This is a genomic window from Tenacibaculum maritimum NCIMB 2154 (genome assembly GCF_900119795.1).
Classification (GTDB): domain Bacteria; phylum Bacteroidota; class Bacteroidia; order Flavobacteriales; family Flavobacteriaceae; genus Polaribacter; species Polaribacter maritimus.
This window is the reverse complement of sequence record NZ_LT634361.1, coordinates 116489-138067: the sequence shown is the minus strand read 5'-3', so window position 1 is coordinate 138067 and position 21579 is coordinate 116489. Positions and strand designations below refer to the sequence as shown.

General features: G+C 31.1%; 21 protein-coding genes. 7 read left to right on the top strand and 14 right to left on the bottom strand.

Annotated elements, in window-relative coordinates; all coding sequences use genetic code 11:
* Positions 1 to 337 precede the first annotated feature (337 nt).
* Genes MARIT_RS00695 through MARIT_RS00685 form a run of 3 tightly spaced genes read right to left on the bottom strand, consistent with a single transcriptional unit; the run spans position 338 to position 2796 of the window.
* On the bottom strand, positions 338 to 454 hold the full coding sequence (locus MARIT_RS00695; RefSeq protein WP_084339891.1) for a FeoB-associated Cys-rich membrane protein: 117 nt from the start codon (positions 452 to 454) through the stop codon (positions 338 to 340).
* The gene (feoB, locus tag MARIT_RS00690; RefSeq protein WP_100210516.1) at positions 454 to 2568 is read right to left on the bottom strand and encodes a ferrous iron transport protein B; all 2115 of its coding nucleotides are present in this window, start codon (positions 2566 to 2568) and stop codon (positions 454 to 456) included. Before feoB ends, MARIT_RS00695 begins: the two co-directional genes overlap by 1 nt.
* Entirely contained in the window at positions 2569 to 2796 is a 228-nt protein-coding gene (locus tag MARIT_RS00685) for a FeoA family protein (RefSeq protein ID WP_024741723.1), read from the bottom strand.
* A 124-nt stretch (positions 2797 to 2920) separates the two neighbouring features.
* On the opposite strand from MARIT_RS00685, the gene MARIT_RS00680 reads away from it, so the two are divergent.
* From MARIT_RS00680 to MARIT_RS00670, 3 genes are all read left to right on the top strand, one after another.
* Complete coding sequence (locus MARIT_RS00680; RefSeq protein WP_024741722.1) at positions 2921 to 4069, top strand: DNA polymerase III subunit; 1149 nt, start codon at positions 2921 to 2923, stop codon at positions 4067 to 4069.
* Positions 4070 to 4139: 70 nt separating this feature from the next.
* The gene (locus tag MARIT_RS00675) at positions 4140 to 5549 is read left to right on the top strand and encodes a sensor histidine kinase (protein WP_024741721.1); all 1410 of its coding nucleotides are present in this window, start codon (positions 4140 to 4142) and stop codon (positions 5547 to 5549) included.
* 53 nt (positions 5550 to 5602) lie between these two features.
* Entirely contained in the window at positions 5603 to 6385 is a 783-nt protein-coding gene (locus MARIT_RS00670; protein ID WP_100210515.1) for an enoyl-CoA hydratase/isomerase family protein, read from the top strand.
* A 100-nt stretch (positions 6386 to 6485) separates the two neighbouring features.
* Here MARIT_RS00670 and MARIT_RS00665 read toward each other — a convergent pair whose 3' ends face one another.
* The 3 genes from MARIT_RS00665 to MARIT_RS00655 form a co-directional block, all read right to left on the bottom strand.
* Positions 6486 to 7040 carry a hypothetical protein gene (locus MARIT_RS00665; protein WP_100210514.1) on the bottom strand — a complete coding sequence of 185 codons (555 nt, stop codon included), beginning with the start codon at positions 7038 to 7040 and terminating at the stop codon, positions 6486 to 6488.
* A gap of 67 nt (positions 7041 to 7107) precedes the next feature.
* Entirely contained in the window at positions 7108 to 7761 is a 654-nt protein-coding gene (locus MARIT_RS00660) for an HD domain-containing protein (protein WP_024741718.1), read from the bottom strand.
* A gap of 194 nt (positions 7762 to 7955) precedes the next feature.
* Positions 7956 to 8963 (bottom strand): aspartate-semialdehyde dehydrogenase, encoded by a 1008-nt coding sequence (locus MARIT_RS00655; RefSeq protein WP_024741717.1) that lies wholly within the window; start codon positions 8961 to 8963, stop codon positions 7956 to 7958.
* A gap of 461 nt (positions 8964 to 9424) precedes the next feature.
* Between MARIT_RS00655 and trhO the strand changes: the two genes are divergently transcribed.
* From trhO to dinB, 4 genes are all read left to right on the top strand, one after another.
* A complete protein-coding gene (gene trhO, locus MARIT_RS00650; RefSeq protein WP_100210513.1) occupies positions 9425 to 10456 on the top strand; it encodes an oxygen-dependent tRNA uridine(34) hydroxylase TrhO in 1032 nt (343 codons plus the stop codon).
* Positions 10456 to 11703, top strand: a complete 1248-nt coding sequence (locus tag MARIT_RS00645; RefSeq protein ID WP_100210512.1) for a peptidase U32 family protein — start codon at positions 10456 to 10458, stop codon at positions 11701 to 11703. The genes trhO and MARIT_RS00645 overlap by 1 nt, the downstream gene beginning before the upstream one ends.
* On the top strand, positions 11703 to 11933 hold the full coding sequence (locus tag MARIT_RS00640; protein WP_024741713.1) for a ferredoxin: 231 nt from the start codon (positions 11703 to 11705) through the stop codon (positions 11931 to 11933). Before MARIT_RS00645 ends, MARIT_RS00640 begins: the two co-directional genes overlap by 1 nt.
* 86 nt (positions 11934 to 12019) lie before the next feature.
* A complete protein-coding gene (gene dinB, locus MARIT_RS00635) occupies positions 12020 to 13108 on the top strand; it encodes a DNA polymerase IV (protein WP_100210511.1) in 1089 nt (362 codons plus the stop codon).
* Between the two features lie 66 nt (positions 13109 to 13174).
* Here the strand turns inward: dinB and MARIT_RS00630 are convergent, their stop codons facing one another.
* The 8 genes from MARIT_RS00630 to rplU form a co-directional block, all read right to left on the bottom strand.
* Positions 13175 to 13705, bottom strand: a complete 531-nt coding sequence (locus MARIT_RS00630; protein WP_024741711.1) for a hypothetical protein — start codon at positions 13703 to 13705, stop codon at positions 13175 to 13177.
* Between the two features lie 129 nt (positions 13706 to 13834).
* Positions 13835 to 14191, bottom strand: a complete 357-nt coding sequence (locus MARIT_RS00625) for a hypothetical protein (RefSeq protein ID WP_100210510.1) — start codon at positions 14189 to 14191, stop codon at positions 13835 to 13837.
* A 698-nt stretch (positions 14192 to 14889) separates the two neighbouring features.
* Positions 14890 to 15510, bottom strand: coding sequence for an SMI1/KNR4 family protein (locus MARIT_RS00615; RefSeq protein ID WP_231975170.1), 621 nt, complete (start codon positions 15508 to 15510; stop codon positions 14890 to 14892).
* 15 nt (positions 15511 to 15525) lie between these two features.
* Positions 15526 to 17349 (bottom strand): tetratricopeptide repeat-containing sensor histidine kinase, encoded by a 1824-nt coding sequence (locus tag MARIT_RS00610; RefSeq protein WP_159242768.1) that lies wholly within the window; start codon positions 17347 to 17349, stop codon positions 15526 to 15528.
* A 104-nt stretch (positions 17350 to 17453) separates the two neighbouring features.
* Positions 17454 to 18188, bottom strand: a complete 735-nt coding sequence (locus MARIT_RS00605; RefSeq protein WP_024741707.1) for a LytR/AlgR family response regulator transcription factor — start codon at positions 18186 to 18188, stop codon at positions 17454 to 17456.
* A 207-nt stretch (positions 18189 to 18395) separates the two neighbouring features.
* A complete protein-coding gene (locus MARIT_RS00600) occupies positions 18396 to 19898 on the bottom strand; it encodes a thiol-activated cytolysin family protein (RefSeq protein ID WP_024741706.1) in 1503 nt (500 codons plus the stop codon).
* Positions 19899 to 20758: 860 nt separating this feature from the next.
* Positions 20759 to 21019 carry a 50S ribosomal protein L27 gene (gene rpmA, locus MARIT_RS00595; protein ID WP_024741705.1) on the bottom strand — a complete coding sequence of 87 codons (261 nt, stop codon included), beginning with the start codon at positions 21017 to 21019 and terminating at the stop codon, positions 20759 to 20761.
* 22 nt (positions 21020 to 21041) lie between these two features.
* Entirely contained in the window at positions 21042 to 21527 is a 486-nt protein-coding gene (rplU, locus tag MARIT_RS00590) for a 50S ribosomal protein L21 (protein WP_100210509.1), read from the bottom strand.
* Between the last annotated feature and the right edge of the window lie 52 nt (positions 21528 to 21579).

Below are 21579 nucleotides of genomic sequence, written 5' to 3'. Positions count from 1 at the left end.
AAATCAACTCCTCGTTATTAAACAAGCGCAAATATAAAACTTTTAAATCTCTCGAAACAAACGTTTTTTAACTTTTATTTAAACATCTACAAACCCAATCTCTCAATGATCTTTGCTAACTTTGCTTATTTGCCCGTTAGCGGCTGCAAATATAGAAACTATTTATGCAATAACAAGCTTTTTTTTGCCCTTTTTTATGCTATACAACGCAACTTCATAGAAAACAACAACTTATAGTATTAAAGTTTTTTATTGTTCTTTCCACATAGAGTCTCAAGCTCTTTTAATTTTTATTAAGTTCCATTTATCTATACTAGACAAATCCTTAGAAAACCATTTAAGAGCAACCACAATCAGTACCGCAACCTTTATCGGCTTTCCTTTTGTAAACAAACTTTTTAACTAAAAAAAGAATTGCTATAAATAAAACAACATATACTAAAACTTCTTGCATTAACTAAATATTTGATATGTAATAAACGCGGAGATATACGCCAAACCTCCCATTCCTAAAAGTTGTATCAATGGCCACTTCCAGCTTTTCGTTTCCCGTTTTACAATAGCTAAGGTAGCCATACACTGCATTGCAAAGGCATAGAAAACTAAAAGAGATAATCCTGTTCCTAAATCAAACCTACTTTTTCCTGTTTCTGGATTTATTTCAGATTGCATTTTTTGTTTGATCGTTGTTGTATCTTCGTCATCATTTTCAACGCTATAAATCGTTGCTAAAGTTCCTATAAACACCTCTCTCGCTGCAAATGAAGTAATTAATCCTATTCCTATTTTCCAATCATATCCTAATGGTTTTACTACGGGTTCTATTGTTTTCCCCATAATTCCTATATATGATTTCTCTAATTTTTCAGAAGCTATTTTCTGTGCTTTCTCTGCATCAGATAACGTATTATAACTTGCATTAGCCAGTACTTCTTTCTCCACATTTTTAAAAGAAGTAGGTCCATTAGATGCTAAAAACCACAGTACAATTGAAATAGCTAAAATTATTTTACCTGCTCCTAAAACAAATGCTTTTGTTTTTTCAAAAACATCAAAAAACACATTTTTAAAAGAGGGTATTTTATAATTAGGCATCTCTACAATAAAAAATGAATCATTTTTTATTTTCAATGTTTTATGCAAAATATAAGCAGCTATAATAGCCGTTAAAAATCCTAGCCCATACAGTCCTAAAAGCGTTAATCCTTGCAAATTTACAATTCCAAATATCTTTTTATTTGGAATTACCAATGCTATCAAAATAGCATATACTGGCAGTCTTGCTGAACAAGTTGTAAAAGGAGTTACTAAAATAGTGATTAAGCGTTCTTTCCAACTAGATATTGTTCGGGTAGCCATTACTGCTGGTATAGCGCAGGCTGTTCCTGAGATTAGTGGAATAACACTTTTTCCACTCATTCCAAAGCGGCGCATTATTTTATCCATTAAAAAAACAACCCTACTCATATAACCTGTTTCTTCCAAAATTGCTATAAACATGAATAAAATTACTATCTGCGGAATAAAAATAACCACTCCCCCAATACCTGGAATAATTCCTTCTGTAAGTAAATCCGTAAACATTCCTTCAGGAAGCTTTGATTTTGTAACTTCTGCGATGGTTGCAAAAAAGCCATCAATAAAATCCATTGGGGCCGATGCCCAGTCAAAAATTGATTGAAAAATTAGCAATAAGATGGCAAAGAAAATAAGGTATCCAAATATTTTATGAGTAAAAATCCTATCAAGCTGCCCTCTAACATCTGTTCCTTTTGATCGTTCTACCTTGTAGGTGTTTTTTAAAATTCCATTGATTACTTGATAGCGATAAATAGTTTCTTTATGCTGATACTTTTTAACCTTACTCAAATCGCTTCTAAAATCTTGAATTTTATTTTTTTCCTCTTTTGAAATATTATCAGGAAAACTATTTTGAGTAACCATTAACCACAGTTCGTATAATGAAAATTTTGAAGATACCTCATGTAATTTTTCAAAATAAGCTCGATCTATTTTTGAGTTAATACTACATACTGCTTCTCCTTTTTCAAGAATGCTACTCTTAATGATCGCTTTTTTTACCTCCTCTATTCCAACGTTATTTCGAACACTAATTAGTACTATTTCTGTTTTTAGCTCCTTTTTTAACAGCTCAATATCTATGGAAATTCCTTTACGGTCCATTTGGTCTGCCATATTAATAGCTAGCACTGTCGGGATTTCTAAATCTTGAATTTGAGTAAAAAGTAATAAGTTTCTTTTTAAGTTTTCTACATCCGCCACTACTACTACTACCTCTGGTTTCTTAGATTTTTCAGCATTCACCAACGTTTTTAAGACAATACTTTCATCTATGGATGTAGGATTGATACTGTAGGTTCCTGGAAGATCTGTTATTAGAGCAGTTTGATTATTAGGCAGCTTGCATGTTCCTTCTTTTCTATCAACGGTAACTCCTGGATAATTCCCAACCTTTTGATTCAACCCTGTAAGTTGGTTAAACAATGAGGTTTTTCCTGTATTGGGGTTTCCTATTAAAGATACTCTTATTTCTTTTTTATCCTCCATTTACTTTATTTTAGTAAGCAAAATTTGACTGGCTGTTTCTTTTCTAATTGCTAAATGACTTCCATTTACGCATATATATATTGGATCATTCAAAGGTGCTATTTGTAACAATTCGACCTCTGCACCAGGTAAACATCCCATTTCTAATAATTTTAACGGAATGTTTGCTAAGCTTTCTTCAGAAATTATACCTTTTTCGCCAATATGTAAGGATGCAATAGTATTCAAAAAAATATGGATTTAGTTTGCAAATATACTAAATTGGAATTGTTCTAAACTGTTAATTACAACAGCCTTTTCTATTTACAAAATTACTCACTATTCTCTTTTTATAAATAGTATATTTGTGCCTATGCTTTTTAACGAAATTATAGGTCAAGACCACATCAAGAAACATTTACAAACTTCTGCTAATAATGGGAGAATTCCACATGCACAATTATTTGTAGGTAAAGAAGGTACTGGTGCTTTACCAATGGCCATTGCTTATGCTCAATTTTTATTATGTAATTTTTCTAAAGAGACTGATGCTTGTAATGTAAAGTGTCAGAAATTACAACACCCTGATTTACATTTTGCTTTTCCTGTTACTACCAATGAAAATGTTAAGAAGCACCCTGTTAGCAATCTTTTTTTGGATGATTGGAGACGTTTTATAACGGAACAACCTTATGGTAGTTTATTTAATTGGTTACAACATATTCATGTGGAAAACAAACAAGGTCTTATAAATGTTGATGAGGCCGAGGATATTGTTAAAAAATTACAATTAAAATCTTATGAAGGTGGTTTTAAGGTGATGATTATTTGGATGGCTGAAAAAATGAATATTGCTGCTGCAAATAAACTGTTGAAATTAATTGAGGAGCCTCCTAGTAAAACAATTTTTTTGTTGGTTACTGAAAATGAACAAGAAATCATTAATACTATAAAATCTCGATGCCAAGCTTTACATTTTCCTTCATTAAGTGAACATGATATTGTTACTGCTTTAATGAAAAGGGAAAATGTTTCGGAATCAGAAGCTACAAAAATTGCGCATCAAGCTGCAGGAAATTACAATAAGGCGGTCCATCTATTACACCATAATGCTAACGACATTTTATTTGAAGAGTGGTTTATTACTTGGATTAGAGCTGCTTTTAAGGCTAAAGGAAATGCTGCTGTTATTCAACAACTCATTGAATGGAGTGATGCTATTGCTAAGAGTGGGCGTGAAACTCAAAAACAATTCTTGCAATATTGCTTGCAGTTTTTCAGACAAGCATTGTTGTTAAATTACAAGGTCCCTGATCTAGTTTTTTTAGAAACTAAAACACCTAAGTTTGAGTTAAAAAATTTTGCTCCTTTTGTACATAGTGGAAATATGCTCATTATTGAAAAAGAAATTAGCGATGCCATGTACCATATTGAAAGAAATGGGAATGCTAAAATCATTTTGCTTGATGTATCTATCAAATTAACGCGATTACTACATTCTAAGGAAGAAAAAGTAAACTAACAATATTTATAAGTGCCTTATCATGATAAAATTCAGTCATATTTCTTTACGAATCCGAATTTTTATAGCAATGATACTATTGGTGTTATTAGCCTCTGTTTTAATTGCTGCAATAACTATTTATCAATATGATGAGCAAACTAAAGAATATAATATCAAGCGTTTTGGTAGAAAAGAAGATGCTACTAAACACGATATTGAAATAGAGCTTAAAAGAAAAACTACATATGCAGTTACTACTAAAAATTTATCTCGAATTTTTCAAGATAGAATCTACGAAATAGCAACTGTTCATAAATTAAACATATCAATGTATGATATGAATGGGCGCTTGCTAAAATCATCCATTCCTAATGCCTTTGAACAAATTGAAGAAAAACCACTCACTAGCGATATTGTAACGGAGCTAGCAAATAACTCCAATCATAAAATATTAAAAAGTTTTACAGAAAAAGGAATTACCTATCAATCTTCATATACCTATATAAACGACCCTAGATTTAAAAGAATTGGTATTTTAGAGCTTCAAATAGCCCAAAGTAATAGAGAACAAGAGCATGAATTAGAAGAGTTTATGTCACGATTAGCGCTAGTGTATATTCTTATGTTTTTAACAGCCATTGCACTTGCTTATTTTTTATCTAGCTATATAACTCGCTCTATCAAAACAATTTCAGAAAAAATGCAGCAAACTCATTTGAATAAACAAAATGAAAAAATCACATTGGAAGCTGCAAGTTCTGAAATTAACAGCCTTGTTGATGCCTATAACAATATGATCGATCAACTGGAAGATAGTGCTGTAAAATTGGCTAAAAGTGAGCGGGAGCAAGCTTGGCGCGAAATGGCGAAGCAGGTGGCTCATGAAATTAAAAACCCATTAACTCCAATGCGTTTGTCTGTACAAAGCTTTGAAAGACGGTTTGACCCAAGTGACCCTACCATAAAAGAAAAATTAAAAGAGTATAGTCAAACTCTTATTCAGCAAATTGACGTAATGAGTTCTATTGCTTCTGCTTTTTCTGATTTTGCAAAAATGCCTACTCAAAAGCGGGAGCAACTTAACGTTATTGAGGTTATTAAATTAGCATTAGATATTTTTAATGAAAAATACATTCATTATATTCCTGAAACGGATACGTTATATGCTAATTTAGACAAGACTCAACTCATTAGAATTGTTACCAACCTTGTTAAAAATGCTTCTCAAGCTACTGAAAATGAAGAACACCCTAAAATAGAGGTAAAAGTTTCTTCTGAAGGGCAATATCTTAAAATTATTGTTTCTGATAACGGAAAAGGAATAAAAGAGACACTTAAAAATCTTATTTTTGAGCCTAAGTTTACTACGAAATCTAGTGGAATGGGACTCGGTTTGCCTATGATTAAGAATATCATTGAAGCGTATGATGGTACTATTTCTTACAGTTCAAAGGAAGGAATTGGCACTGTTTTTACCATAGTATTGCCAAAAAAATAACTAAAAAAATGCTCTTTTTTGAGCATCATTATCAACTTATAAACACTAAAAAGATGGGTTTTCAAAATATTTTAATTGATATTACTGATGGTTTAGGAAAAATAACAATCAACCGTCCTAAAAAATTAAATGCGTTAAATAAAGTAACTATTGAAGAACTGCACAATGCTTTCACAACCCTTAATAATGATTCCTCTGTAAAAGTAATTATAGTTACAGGTAGCGGAGATAAAGCTTTTGTTGCGGGAGCAGATATTTCTGAGTTTTCGAATTTTTCTGAAGAAGAAGGAGGTAAACTTGCCGCTAAAGGACAGGAATTGTTATTTGATTTTGTAGAAAATTTATCTACACCTGTTATTGCTGCTGTAAATGGTTTTGCTCTTGGGGGAGGATTAGAATTGGCAATGGCTTGTCATTTTAGAGTAGCTTCTAACCATGCTAAAATGGGACTCCCGGAAGTTTCTCTAGGGGTTATTCCTGGATATGGAGGTACACAGCGCCTACCACAATTGGTAGGAAAAGGTAAAGCTATGGAAATGATTATGACTGCGCATATGATTACTGCGGAAGAAGCTAAAGATGCTGGCTTGGTAAACCACGTAGTGAGTATTGAAGCATTACTTCCTTTTACTGAAAAACTGGCTCGTAAAATTATGAGAAATTCTCCTGTTGCAATTAGCGGAGCTATAAAAGCTGTAAATGCGAACTATAAAGATGGTGTAAATGGTTTCCTTACAGAAATCACCGCCTTTGGAAACTGCTTTGGTACAGAAGATTTTAAAGAAGGGACTACTGCTTTTTTAGAAAAACGAAAAGCAAATTTCTCTGGAAAATAGTTTCCTTCTCCTAATTTGTACCACTATTCAGAATATAGCGTCCTCAAAAAACACTCACTAGAAAACAAGTGAGTGTTTTTTGAGAATGCTTAACAGCGATTTAGAAAATCATATAAGAAAAAGCAATTCCTAGTGTTGGGTAAAATCGACTAAGTTGCGTGTCAAAATCTTTTGCATACCCAAGCCCTGTATTTACATTAAACAACCACTTTCCTCCCAAGCTTCTTTGAATTCCCCAAACAACATCTGTTAAAAGAAGATCGTTTGCTATATTTTCCTTTTTAGAAGAAAAAGTTCCTTGTATTGCTATATAATTACCAGAGTTATAAGTAATATCTTTACCTTTTTGAAACCTTTTAGCTCTATTATACACATATTTTAACCTGCTTCTTAACCTTAAAACGGGAAAAGATGTAAAATCAATTTGAAAAGATTCTCCAACAAAAAGCCTATCTCTTATAGAGCCTCCTGCTCCGATTCCTACTCCTGTTTCCCATAAAATACTTTTATTTAATGCCAATTCATAAGAAGCATCTATTCCTAATAGGTAATAGTTTATTTTAAACTGATTATTTACTGCTACACCTACTTTATCTTGTGAAAAGCAAGAATTTATTGCCCACAAGCACACTACTAAATTAAAGATCCCTTTCATTTAATTATTTATATATTACTAATTATTTTACTAATGGAAGTATTACGATTCTCTTTCATAGGCATCATTAACAAAGCCCATTCCACTCGTTATAAAACTGTTTTAAAAATTTTTCCATAAATACATGACGCTCTTCTGCAATTTTTTTACCTGTTTCAGTATTCATTTTGTCTTTTAATAACAATAATTTTTCATAAAAATGATTTATTGTTGGAGCTTTTGACTTTTTGTATTCTTCTTTAGTCATATTTAAGTTTGGTGAAATCGCTGGATTGTATAATTCTCTATTCTTAAAACCTCCATAATTAAAACAGCGTGCAATTCCAATAGCTCCAATAGCATCTATTCTATCAGCATCTTGTATGACTTTCAGTTCAGGAGAGGTAAAAATTTGTTTAAAATTCCCTCCTTTGTAAGAAATATTTTTAATAATCTGCTCTATGTGAACGATTATTGGTTCGGCTACCTGTTCTGACATTAAAAAAGCGCGTGCTTTTTGAGGCCCCACAGTTTCATCACCTCCATAAAACTTACTATCTGCAATATCATGTAATAATGCTCCAAGTGACACGACAAAACCATCCACTTTTTCTTGTTTTGCTATTTGCAATGCATTTTTATAAACCCTTTCTACATGAAACCAGTCATGTCCTCCCTCTGCTCCTTTTAAAGTTTCTTTTACAAAAACAATTGTATTGGCTATAATTTTAGTTGTATTCATGAAGGCGAAAATAATTCTTTTAACCAAAAAACCCTGAGTTTAAAACTCAGGATTTTCTTTTTTTTATAAAACGAACTTATTTAAACTTTTTAAGTTGAAGCTGCATAAGGGCTCAATTCTTTTAAAAGATGCATAAAGATAAGAAGAGTACTCAAAACAGCAATATCAATAAGTGCAAAATAACTCGATTTCTCTTACGCTAAAACTGTTGTATTAATTAAGTTATTAGCCACTAAATACTCTGCTATTTGTATGGTATTGGTAGCCGCTCCTTTACGTAAGTTATCAGCTACAATCCATAAATTCAATGAATTTTCTTGAGACAAATCTCTACGTATTCTTCCTACAAAAACATCATCTTTGCCCTCTGCATAAAAAGGCATTGGATACTCGTTCTTTTCTAAATTATCTATTACTACAACCCCTTCTGTAGCTGCTAATATTTTTGGAATATCAGCTAGCTCAAAATGCTTTTTAAACTCTACATTCACACTTTCAGAGTGCCCTCCAACTACTGGTATTCTTACGGCTGTTGCTGTAACAGCAATGCCTGGGTCTCCTAAAATTTTATGAGTTTCACGAACTAATTTTAATTCTTCTTTAGTATATCCTCCTTCTTCAAACACATCACAATGAGGAATCGCATTTTTATGAATTTGATAATGATATGCTTTATCTCCTTCTTTTCCTACAAACTCATCTGCTAACTGCTGTACTGCTTTTACTCCTGTTCCTGTAATAGATTGGTATGTAGAAATTACCAAGCGTTTGATATCGTATTTTTTATGCAATGGCGCCAATGCCAGAACCATTTGAATCGTAGAACAGTTAGGATTTGCTATAATTTTATCTTCTTCTGTTAATTCTGCTGCGTTAATTTCTGGTACAATTAATTTTTTAGTAGGATCCATTCTCCATGCGGAAGAGTTGTCAATAACTGTTGTTCCTACTTTTGCAAACCTAGGAGCCCATTCCAAAGAAGTATTTCCTCCCGCAGAAAACAAGGCTATATCTGGCTTCATAGCAACTGCTTCTTCCAAACCTACTATGGCAAAGTCGGATCCGTTAAAGCTTATTTTTTTACCTATTGAACGCTCTGATGCTACAGGTATTAATTCTGTAACAGGAAAATTACGTGCTGCTAATACTTGTAACATTACCTTACCTACCATACCGGTAGCTCCTACTACTGCTACTTTCATTTTTATTTTTTATTTATGAATGCCTTTTTATGATTATGGCTTCCATCTGTTAAACTTAATGCGTATTTGTTTATTTTATAAAGGCTTTCTATGGAAAGTGGTTTCAACTTTTTCTGATACCTGCAAATGGGTCTTGTTTCACCCTAATTGTAGTTTTTTCTCACAACGTAGCTAAGGCCATGTTGCTCAAAAAAGATTTGATTAGAGCAGAAAACCCTAAATTTTCGGTTCTAAACAAAAAGTTGAAATAACTTCTTAAGCTCTTTTTACAAATGCCCCACAAAGGTTTAAAAAAATTGAATTGGTTGTATCTATTTTGTTAGAAAATTTATTAGAAAGTTTAAAAAAATTCAAATTATTGCAAAAAGTGTTATTTTAAACATTAAAACTCAAAAAATCAGTACATTTGCATCGATTTTAAAAAATCAACAAATAATATTGTTTAACTAAATAAGTATAGCATGCAACTGTACAATAAGTTAAGCGCTCAAGAGCGCGCTGCATTGATAGATGAGGCAGGAAAAGACCGTCTTACTATTTCTTTTTACCAATACCACAAAATAGAAAATCCGTCATTATTTAGAGATAAATTATTTCTGGAATGGAACTCTTTAGAAGTTTTAGGAAGAACTTATGTTTCTTATGAAGGGATTAACGCGCAGATTTCTGTTCCTGCCGAAAATTTTTTGGCTTTAAAAGAGCAACTAGATGGCATTTCTTTTTTAAAAGACATTCGTTTAAATGTTGCCGTTGAGCAATACAATAAATCTTTTTTGAAATTAAAGGTTAAGGTTCGTAATAAAATTGTTGCGGATGGTTTAAATGATGAGACTTTTGATGTTACTGATAAAGGCATTCATTTAAGTGCTAAGGAATTTAATGAAATGCTAGCGAATCCTAATACGGTTTGTGTAGATATGCGAAATCATTACGAAAGTGAAATTGGTCATTTTGAAGGTGCAGTTACTCCTGATGTTGATACTTTTAGAGATTCTTTAGATATTATTGAAGAAGATTTAAAGGAGCATAAGGAAGATAAAAATTTATTAATGTACTGTACAGGAGGAATTCGTTGTGAAAAAGCTTCTGCTTACTATAAACATAAAGGTTTTAAAAATGTTTTTCAATTAGAAGGGGGGATTATTGAATACACTAGACAGGTAAAGGAAGAAGAGATTGAAAATAAATTTTTGGGTAAAAATTTTGTTTTTGACCATAGAAGAGCTGAAAGAATTAGCGATGATGTAATTTCTAATTGCCATCAATGCGGAACACCTTGTGACAACCATACAAACTGTGCTAATGAAGCTTGTCATTTATTATTTATTCAGTGTGATGAGTGTGCAGCACGTACAGAAAACACCTGCTCTACTGATTGCCAAGACATCATTCATTTGTCTTATGAAGCGCAAAAAGAGCTTCGTAAAGGAAAGCAAGCTAGTAATAAGATTTTTAAAAAAGGACGTTCAGAAGCTTTAAAGTTTAAGAAATAATGCAAAAGATAGAACTGATGGCACCAGCAGGTAACTTTGAATCGTTACAAGCTGCTTTAGATAATGGGTGTGATGCTGTATATTTTGGTGTTGAGCAATTAAATATGAGAGCAAGGGCCTCTATTAATTTTACACTAGACGATTTGGAAGAGATTTCAAAACGGTGTTCAGAAAAAAATGTACGTACCTATTTAACGTTAAATACCATTGTGTATGACCATGATTTATCTATTGTAAAAACATTAATTAATAGCGCTAAAAAAGCTAATATTACTGCGGTTATTGCTATGGATCAAGCAGTTATTACTATGGCCAGAGCTGCCCAAATGGAAGTGCATATTTCTACCCAAATTAACATTACTAATATTGAAACTGTAAAGTTTTATGCAATGTTTGCTGATACGGTTGTATTGAGTAGAGAACTGAGCTTACGTCAAGTTAAAAAGATTACTGAGCAAATAGCGAAAGAAGAGATAAAAGGGCCTTCTGGTCGTTTGCTTGAGATTGAAATTTTTGGGCACGGTGCTTTGTGCATGGCTGTTTCTGGCAAATGTTATATGAGCTTGCACTCACATAATTCCTCAGCAAACAGAGGGGCTTGTAAACAAAATTGCCGAAAAAAATATACGGTAATTGATCAAGAGTCTGGTTTTGAAATGGAGTTAGATAATGAATATATCATGTCTCCTAAAGATTTATGTACCATTGATTTTCTTGACCAAGTTGTTGATGCGGGTATTAAAGTATTAAAAATTGAAGGAAGAGGGAGAGCTCCTGAGTATGTTGCCAAAGTTATTAAGTGCTATAGAGATGCCATTGATTGTTTGGCAAATGGTACTTACGACAAGGAAAAAGTTATTTCTTGGATGTTGGAGCTTGAAAAAGTATATAATAGAGGCTTTTGGAATGGATATTATTTGGGGCAAAAGTTAGGAGAATGGAGTAAGGAACCTGGTTCTCATGCTACTCAAAAAAAGGTGTATTTAGGCAAAGGAGTTCATTATTTCCAAAAGGCAAAAATAGGAGAGTTTAAAATTGAGGCTTATGATGTAGCTGTTGGCGATACTATTTTGATTACAGGACCTACTACAGGCGCACAAGAAATGAAGCTTACGCAAATGTTTGTAAATGATGCTCCTGCAAAAAAAGCTAGCAAGGGTGATGAAGTTACCATGAAGTTAGATTTTAGAATTCGTTCTTCTGATAAGTTGTATAAAATTGTTAACACTGAATTTGCCAAAGCATAATGGTTGTTGTTACCCTACAAAGAAATAAATGTATTGGTTGTAATTATTGTGTAGAAGTTGCTCCTGCACAATTTCAAATGTCTAAAAAAGACGGAAAGTCTGTGTTATTACATGCAATTGAAAAAAAGGGCTTTTTTACTATAAAATCACACGATGAAACCATTTTTGAGCCGTCTAATGAAGCTAAAAAAGCTTGTCCCGTAAAAATTATAGAAGTAAAGCAGGTTTAATTTAAAAAAACCGTAATACAGTAATTTCAACTCAAAAATTTTAAATGAATTTACTATTTTAATTATTGCTTTCTTATTTTTACTGTATGGAACTGCAACCTCCTTTCAGAAAAATCATTCATGTGGACATGGATGCCTTTTATGCTTCCGTTGAGCAGCTTGATAATCCTTCTTTACGAGGGAAGCCAGTAGCTGTTGGTGGAAATGAAATTAGAGGTGTTGTTGCTGCTGCTAGTTATGAGGCTAGGGTTTTTGGTGTAAAATCTGCCATGAGCGCAGCATTAGCCCAAAAGAAATGTCCGCATTTGATTTTTGTCAAACCTAGATTTGCTCGTTATAAAGAAATCTCTCTAAAGATTAGAGAAATTTTTTATGATTATACTGATTGTGTAGAACCGCTTTCTTTGGATGAGGCATATTTGGATGTTACTATTAATAAAAAAAACATCAATTCTGCTAGTCTTATTGCTGAAGAAATTAGGCGACGTATTTGGAAGGAACTTGAATTGCGCGCTTCGGCAGGTATTTCTATTAATAAGTTTATTGCTAAAGTAGCTTCTGATATGAATAAACCTAACGGACAAAAAACGGTACATCCTGAAGAAGTTCTTCTTTTTTTAGAGGAGCTTCCTATTCGTAAATTTTATGGAGTAGGAAAAGTGACTGCTGCTAAAATGTACGCCAATGGGATTTTTAATGGGCTTCATTTAAAACAACGGTCTTTAGAGGAATTGACTGCTCTTTTTGGCAAATCAGGAAGTCATTATTATCATATTGTTCGAGGAGTTCATAAAAGTGAAGTAAAACCGAATAGAATTAGAAAGTCTATTGCTGCTGAACGTACTTTTACTGAAAACTTGTCTTCGGAAGTTTTTATGTTAGCTCAGTTAAATAAAATTGCTGAGGAACTGGATAGAAGAATGAAAACTAGCAAAGCAAAAGGGAAAACAATTACTTTAAAAATAAAGTATAGCGATTTTTCTCAGCAAACAAGAAGTAAAACATTATTGAATTTTACCGACGATAAAAGCGTTTTTTTTCCTGTTGTTAAAGAGCTCTTATACAAAGAAAAGCTAAAAAACTCCGTTCGTTTATTAGGCATTTCTTTTAGCAACCTTAATACTGAAAAGAAAAAAGCAGTTTGGGTTCAACTAAAATTAGATTTGTTTTTGTAGTAGTGATTTTTTCATTAGGAATTAAAGTGTTTTCTTAATACTAAAATAAAAAAGGTGCCAAGCTATTTATTTAAACTCTTTTTCTACCATCTTTTTTAAATAGCTTAGCTCTCCTTTTAAGCTTTTAATACGAAGCTCATATGCTATTTCTTTAAAATATGTATCTTCTTTTAATCGTATGCTTAAATGCTTTTTACGTAAACTAAGCCATTTAAGAGTAGCTCCATCTAATGTTTGATCATTTAATAAAGTAGTACAAACCCCCAGCCCTCGTAACCATACCTTTCTACGTAATTGTAATTTTTTTAGGGTATTTTTACAAATGATCAAGGCACGTTTTTTCTCTTTAATTTGCTGTTTTACCCAAGGAAGTGCGCTTTCCTTTTCTTTATCTATTAATGCAATAACCTCAGGCAGCTCAAGTATTCCCTTTTCCATTTGTAAACTTTTATAAAGTTTTAAAAGTTTATTTAGGTCTGGTAAGCTAAAATATCTGCGTCCAATAATTATAGAATTGACCAAGCTGATAGATTTTCCTATATAAGCTGCTATTCCTTGATTAGAAATATTGAAATACTTTTTTATATCTTTTATCATATTTACATTTTTTTGATGAACTATATTCCTTTCGCAAGTTTTACATACTTAAAACTTTAAATCAGTGGTAATATTATACCGATCACTATAAAATAAAAAATCATATTTACAAGAATTCAATAAATTAACCTATTGATAATAAGCTTCTTTTTGTACAAACTTTTTAATACCTTCCAAAAAACTTGTACAAGATTTTTCCGCTATTTCTTGTACAAACTTTTCAACGCATCTTAAAAAACTTGTACAAGATTTTTCCACTATTTCCTGTACAAACTTTTCAACACACCTTAAAAAACTTGTACAAGATTGCTCTTCTATTTCTTGTACAAACTTTTCAATACCTTCCAAAAAACTTGTACAAGATTGCTCCTCTATTTCTTGTACAAACTTTTCAATACCCTCTAAAAAACTTGTACAAGATTTTTCCGCTATTTCCTGTACAAACTTTTCAACACACCTTAAAAAACTTGTACAAGATTTAAACACATAACTTCTATTTGTAAATTACATATACATAAGACTTTAATAAAAAGTGATTCTCTTTGTATTTATTAATTATTGTATGTTATCAAAGTCAAATATCTCTCAAAATCAATCTGGGCTATTGGCAATTTTTTAACTCCGAAGGAATGTGGTGATCTTATTATATTCAGTGAACGAAAAGGATATAAGAAGGCTTATTGTAAATCTAACTTCAGGTGCTAAAATGATGAAAAATATTAGAAATCATTATAGACAAATGTATGTAGGCACCAACCTTGCTTATCGGTACTGGAAAAAAGTAAATTTGCTTTGCCAAAAATATCTTCAAAACGATAAGACTATTGGATGCAATGAGCTATTTAGGTTTTATAAACATAAAACTGAACAAAGATTTAAAAAGCCTATTGACGGACGGTTGAAGTAAAATGAATTGGAGGAAAGTAGGATCACATTTATGGCATGCTTAAGCGATAATTATACAGGCAGGAAAACTCAATTTAAGAATGTGTCCGCACCCCCTAGAACAGAAACTACTTTGTGCTTTATACATGAGTAAAAGCACCAGAGCATTGCTATTGAAAAAGGTGAAAAATAGATACTAACATCAGATATTATGTATCGAAAAAATGGAATTTATTAATACATAACACTCAAAAGAGTGGATAAGAATAAATGGCAAAAAATATCAGTATTGAACCTTTTTAAAGGCCTTCGCTAATAAAATCATAGTCATGCTCCATTAGTTTTTTCAAATAAGACGCAAAGCTATCTGCTATTACTTTAAATTCATCTGGATCGTGTAAAAACCTTACTATTTGCCCTTTTTTACCTTTTTCTGAAGGGCTAAAATCTATAAATAGCTGAGAAGTTCCACCATTATTCATGCAATCTGAAAAATGAAGCCAATCTAACTGAGCTGCCTTATCAATAATTTTATCATCTATGGCAACTCCTTCATATTCTCTTTCAATATAATCAGCATAATATTTGACCGCATCATTTTTATGCTCAATGATTTCATGAGTTGATAATAAATAATATGGGTACTCACAAAGGTCAGCGCCTAAAAAATAAAACGCAATTTCTTCATCTTTATATCTCCTCCAATAAGTCCCATCTACATATTTCAACAAATCAATCAATTCATCTGGCACATCTTGATACACCTCTTTAAGCGCTTTTAATGCTTCTTTACTAGCACCATGTTTAATAGCTTCAAAATGCTCCCAAAGCTCCTTTTCATTAGCATTAATATATGCATTTTTAAGTCCTTTTATATATTCTTTTACCATAACATGATTACCTATGGGTGATACATACATTTTTTGGATAGTTTATTAGCTTAATGGTATTCTTAAACAAACTTTAGTTCCCACTATTAAACCATCTTTTTTTAAATCGTAATATTTTAATGAATAATTATTTTTGTATTCACTTGTAAAGTTTTGCAGTCTTTTTTTAGTCAAATCTATCCCTATCGATTTTCTTTTTAGTGATTTACTGGCTTTTATTTTTTGAGCAGCATTACGTCCTATACCATTATCTACAATTGCAATTTCAATAAATTTATTGGATATCTTATCTACAGACAGTTTCACTTCTTTTTCTCCTTTTTTTGAGGACAATCCATGCCAAATTGCATTTTCTAAAAATGGCTGTAATACTAATGGGGGTACTTTTACGATGTCTATATTTAGATTGGGATTTATTTTTTCTTCATAAGTAATTTCATTAGAAAACCGTATATTTTCAATACTCATATACAGCCTCATTGTTTTAAGTTCATCATGTAAACTAACTTCTTTTACTTTAGATGATTCTAATATATTACGAATAAGCTTGGAAAATTTATTCAAATAATAAACAGCATTTTTTTGCTCATTGTTAATAATATATAGTTTAATAGAATTCAATGCATTAAAAATAAAATGAGGGTTCATTTGACTTTGTAAAGCTTCTTGTTCTAACATTAATATCTTCTTTTCATCTTTTAGCAATCGTTGTCTGTTAAAAGAATACCAAACAACACTTAACAATGCCAAGGAAACCAATATGATAATTAAAAAGTTTCTATTCCTTGTTAGCTTTAACTTTGTAATTTCATTTTCTCTTGCTAAATTTCTTATTTGATTGCTTTTTACTTCACTATCATATTTGGTAATTAAATCATTTACATAAAGTAAGTTTCTTTCATTAAAAGTTTGCGCCTCTTCTTCTTTTGATTTTTTATAGTAATGAAAAGCTGTTTTATAATCACCTTGTTTATTATAGAGTTCTGATAAATAAATATACGATTCTGTAATTTCTGTTTTTACTTTATACGCTGTTGCAACCCTTATCCCTTCTTTTAAATTCTTTTTAGCTTCCTCTATTTTATTTAAATTAAGCTGAACATACCCTAAATTTTTATACGTTTCTGCTAAGTAATACATGTCATTAAACTCCATAGCCATAGGCAAAACAGGCTCAATAATTTCCAATGCTTTTTCATATTCTTTCATTGAAACCAAAATACTACTTATGCTATTGTAACATTTTATTTTACCTTCTGTAAAGTTTCCTTGAATATTGTATTTTAAAGACAGTTGATAGTTTTTTAACGCATCATCTAAATAGCCTAGTTTTTCTTGTGCATATCCTATGTTTTCACTGTTAATAGCCAAACTTCTTAGGTTACCTTGTTTTCCTTCTCTGTGTAAGCTTATCGATTTTTCAAACTGCTCAAGTGCTAATTCGTATTGTTTTAATGTTAAATATATATTTCCAATACTATTTTGAGAAATACTAATACTTCTCTTCATTTCTTCAGAAGGGTTTTTCCGCTGCTGTGCTAATTCTAATGCCGATTGGTGGTAATTGAGAGCACTCCTTATTTTATCTTGTCTTCTGTAAACAACTCCTATTTGGTTTAATGTTACAATTTCTCCTTCTACATTTTTTGTTCGTTTTGCTAAATGTAGCGCTTGGTTATAATTTCTAAGTGCTTTTTCAAATAACGATTTTTTCCTATAATGTTTTCCTAAAAAATTATAGGAAAAGATTTCTCCTACAGCATATTTTCTCTTTTTTGATTCTTCAAGAAAAACATTGATTTCTTCCACTTTCGGGTTGTATTTTTTAAAAAAGCGAAGCAATTCAAAATAGCTTTTCGGTTTTTTCAAAAAAACCTCATGAATAAAACCAATTTCTTTTGTTTCTTCTTGGGAGAAACAATAAAAATTAAGAAAAACGAGTAAACAAAGGACAAAACGTTTCATATACTCTTTTAAAATTTTTCTAGGAATTCTGATTTCCTTTGACGAGATACAGGAATTTTATGATTATTCTCCAAAACGACATATCCATCTGTTCTTAAAAATTCTTTAATCTTATTCAAGTTAATAACATAAGAATTATGAATTCTAAAAAAATGTTCTTCTGGCAATAAACTATTGATTTCTTTTAATTTTTTAGTCACTACAATTTTCTTCCCATTAGTGGTATAAATTGAACAATAGTTGCCATCAGATTCTACAAAAATTATTTCTGAGTCATCTAAAAAAATTAGCTTTCCATCTGTACTTAATATAATTTTACGTCGATTAAACTTTTCGCTAAAACTCGAAAGTATTCGTTCAAACTTTTGAAAATTATCAGTCTTATTATGAAACTTCTTAATTTTAGTAATCGTTTCTCCTAAGTCATCTGAATCAATTGGCTTTAATAAATAATCAATAGCCTCATTTTTCAAGGCTTTGATTGCATATTCATTGTAGGCTGTTGTAATAACAATTGCTAGATTTTTATTTGTCAATCTTTCTAATAATTGAAAGCCATCCATTGTTGGCATTTCTATATCTAAAAAAAGACAATCTACCTCATTTTTATTCAAATAAGAAATTCCTTCCTCTTCATCTGTAAACGTTTCAATGACTTTAACGTCTTTATTGAAGTTAGAAAGTTCCCATGATAAACTCTGTATAGCTTTTGGTTCATCATCTACTATTACTGCTCTTAACATTGTGTTTTATTTCTTCCAAATGTAGCTCTTATTAATGTAAAAAGAAAATAAGAACGTAATATCAATATATCTTCTATTGTATTTTAACACAATCTCTTATAAAGAAATAGCTTCCTTAATACAAGAATGCACATAAGGATGCTATTTGATTTATTGCAACAAAAAAAGCGCAATTAAAATTGCGCTCTTCTTTATTTTTTATTTGTTTTAAAAAATTCTGTGTGATTCTATACCTACTTTTAACACACTTGTTTTGTGGTATAATTCTGATGTAATATATGGATTACTATCATAAGGGAAAAGGTCCTTGCTCGTCGCATTGTTAAGTCCCTTTCTTATTAAACCTGCTGTTTCAGGTAATTTAAACGCATGGTTATCATTTCCATCTGAATCTCTATAAATAATATATACTACATCATCTTTACCCACACCTTCCAATCTAGTTTTTGTCCAGTAATATACTCCAAAGCCAGGCACTCGATTTTCACTAACCGCTCTTGTTTTTCTATTCATTCTTTTAATATAAATATAATAAGGATCAATATCAGCTCCTGAAGTACTTTTTACTCCTCCCCAGTTAAAATTTAAGTCAAAAGATATTCTTTTAGTTAAAGCAGCATCTTTTTTAATTCTCTTTGTATATTTAGAATATATTACATTCTTAAACACTTCATTCGTTCCTAATTCTCTTAATCTATATGCAATAGGAATCCCAGGGTTTTCTTTACTATAAGAAGCTCCTTTTGAGATAAAATCTTTTACTGCTGATAAATCTCCTATTTCAGCTCCTGCTAAATCAGAATTACCTCCTAAGATAGTTGCTTTTATTGTTGAAGTTTTTGCTATTTTACTAAATTCAAATTCAGCTTTTGCAGTAATCTTACCTTTTAAGAATGATCCTTGTAAAGCAGCTTCTAAGTCTATCTTATTCATAGATGACTCAATACTCATTAAGAAAACTCTACCATAAGTTACCGATGAAACATATAGCGGTTTTCTATCTCCTAATTTTGATTTAAAGTTAAACTCTTCTACAAAAAAGTCTGATGGATTTGATGGGATATCAGAATCAATAGTATAATATTTTTGAATAACTTTAACAATCATTTTTGTAGTTTCTTTGTCATAATTGAACTCTGCGCTTCCTGAAACGCTAGTAGATGTCCCCTCATAGCTAGCTCCTATTGCTACTTTTAAGTGATTTTTACTAAACACCTCATCTGTTGTGTATCTTAAGCTTGCAGGAGGCGCCTCAAAATTTCTATCACTTAATAATGAACTTATTGCATCTCTTGTAGAAGATAATTTAGGCGAATCAACCGTTATTGATGTTTTATCTCCCACTAAAGATGTAGATATTTTCAAAGGAGCTCTTGGCACTGTTATTGGAACATATTCTCCTTCTATGACAGAACTCGCGACAACTAATGATCCAGGATAAAAAATTTCATCATTGGCACTGAATAAAAATTGCTCATCAAAACCAACCGCTACTTCATATTCTTCTAAATCAAAGTCGTCGTTTCTAAATCTTCCTCTGTTTGTATCATTAGATACTTTTCTTTCTTCAAATGGCGCAATTTGTTCTACTGAAGGTAATTTTTCTACGTAATCATTTAATTTTGATCCTTCAAAAATTTCCTCTTTGCTGTTACTACTACATGCCATTAATAATAAGCATGAAGCTACTTGTAATAATTTTGACTTCATATTATAAAAATTTCCGCGAAAATAGCCATATATGGGAAACAAAGAACATATATTTTTTATTTTTTTACTTCTTTAACAAATAAGCAAAAAAAACGTTAACAAAAAGTTAATGAGCAAATTTGAACCTTTATTTTTTTTAAAAAAAATAAACATAAACTACTGAAAAACAACAAAATAAACAAGATGATACTTATAGTAAGTAAATTCTATATATATTAAAAAAAGCTTTTACCTCACACTAAATAGTACTAAGAAAGATTGGATATATAGTTATAAAAAAGAAGTCAATAACTCTTATCATACCACCTATACAATAAAATATACCATTCATACATAAGCGAAATTTTTAACCAGAAAAAATAGGGATCTTTGTGGTGTCCTTAAGGAACACTTAAGGTATCATTATTGATCGATTGGGGGATTATTCAATATGATTAACAAACAAAAAAGTACTGTTTTTACAGTACTTTTTTTATGATTAATAATTCTAGTAATATCTTTTTTTGTTTTTTAGAGCCATTTACACCTTTTTATCTTTATTATAAAAGTGGCCTTATATACTTACTTAATCACTGTTTTTTTTATCGCATCCAGTTACACATAAAACACGACCATTTATACAAAAAGCGGTTAATGGCTATCAATCCTTATTTAATTTAGCGGATATAGTAAAGAGGTAAGTACTTTTAACTATTCAGATTCATAATTATATAATTTAGGGATTACTAATTATGGGGACAAAAAACTACATTGAAAGATGTAGTTTTTTATTTGTAAAAAAAATTATTTAATAAAAAAGCCCAAATAATAATTATTTGGGCTTTTGTTATTATAATAAATAACTAAAAATTATTCTTTTCTTAAGCTTCAAAAGGAATTATAGAAACATATGATCTATTATCCTTCTTTTTCTTAAATTCAACCACACCATCTACTTTAGCATGTAAAGTATGATCTTTCCCCATATAAACGTTTTCACCTGGGTTGTGCGTTGTTCCTCTTTGACGAACAATAATATTTCCTGCAATTGCAGCTTGCCCTCCAAAAATCTTTACTCCTAGTCGTTTCGATTCTGATTCTCTACCATTCTTCGAACTACCGACACCTTTTTTATGAGCCATCTCTTTAAGTTTTTAAAGTTAATTATTTACGTAACGCTTCAATTAATTCTACTTTCTTTAAAGAAGTGTATCCTGTAATACCTCTTTCTTTAGCTAAAGCTTTTAATTCTGCAACAGTTTTAGAACTTAAGTCATTAGATGCCTCCTTAGCCTCTGCTTTAGGAGCCTCTTTTTTTGTTACAGCTTTTTTTGCACCAGAAGCAGCAATAGACGCTATTTGAATTTCTGTCAAATATTGGCGATGCCCATTTTTCTTCTTATATCCTTTTCTTCTTTTCTTCTTGAAAACGATTACTTTATCACCTTTTAAGTGACCTAAAACCTTAGCCGTTACTGCGGCTCCTTCTATAGCTGGGGCGCCAATAGTTACATTTCCTTTATCTTCAACAAGCATTACATTATCAAAAACTACTTCTGATCCTTCTGCTTCTTGTAAACGGTGAACGTAAACTTTTTGGTCTTTTGCTACTTTAAATTGCTGCCCTGCTATCTCTACGATTGCGTACATACTTTTTGTTTTGCGTATTTATACTTTATTTATATTACTTTTCGAAAAGAAA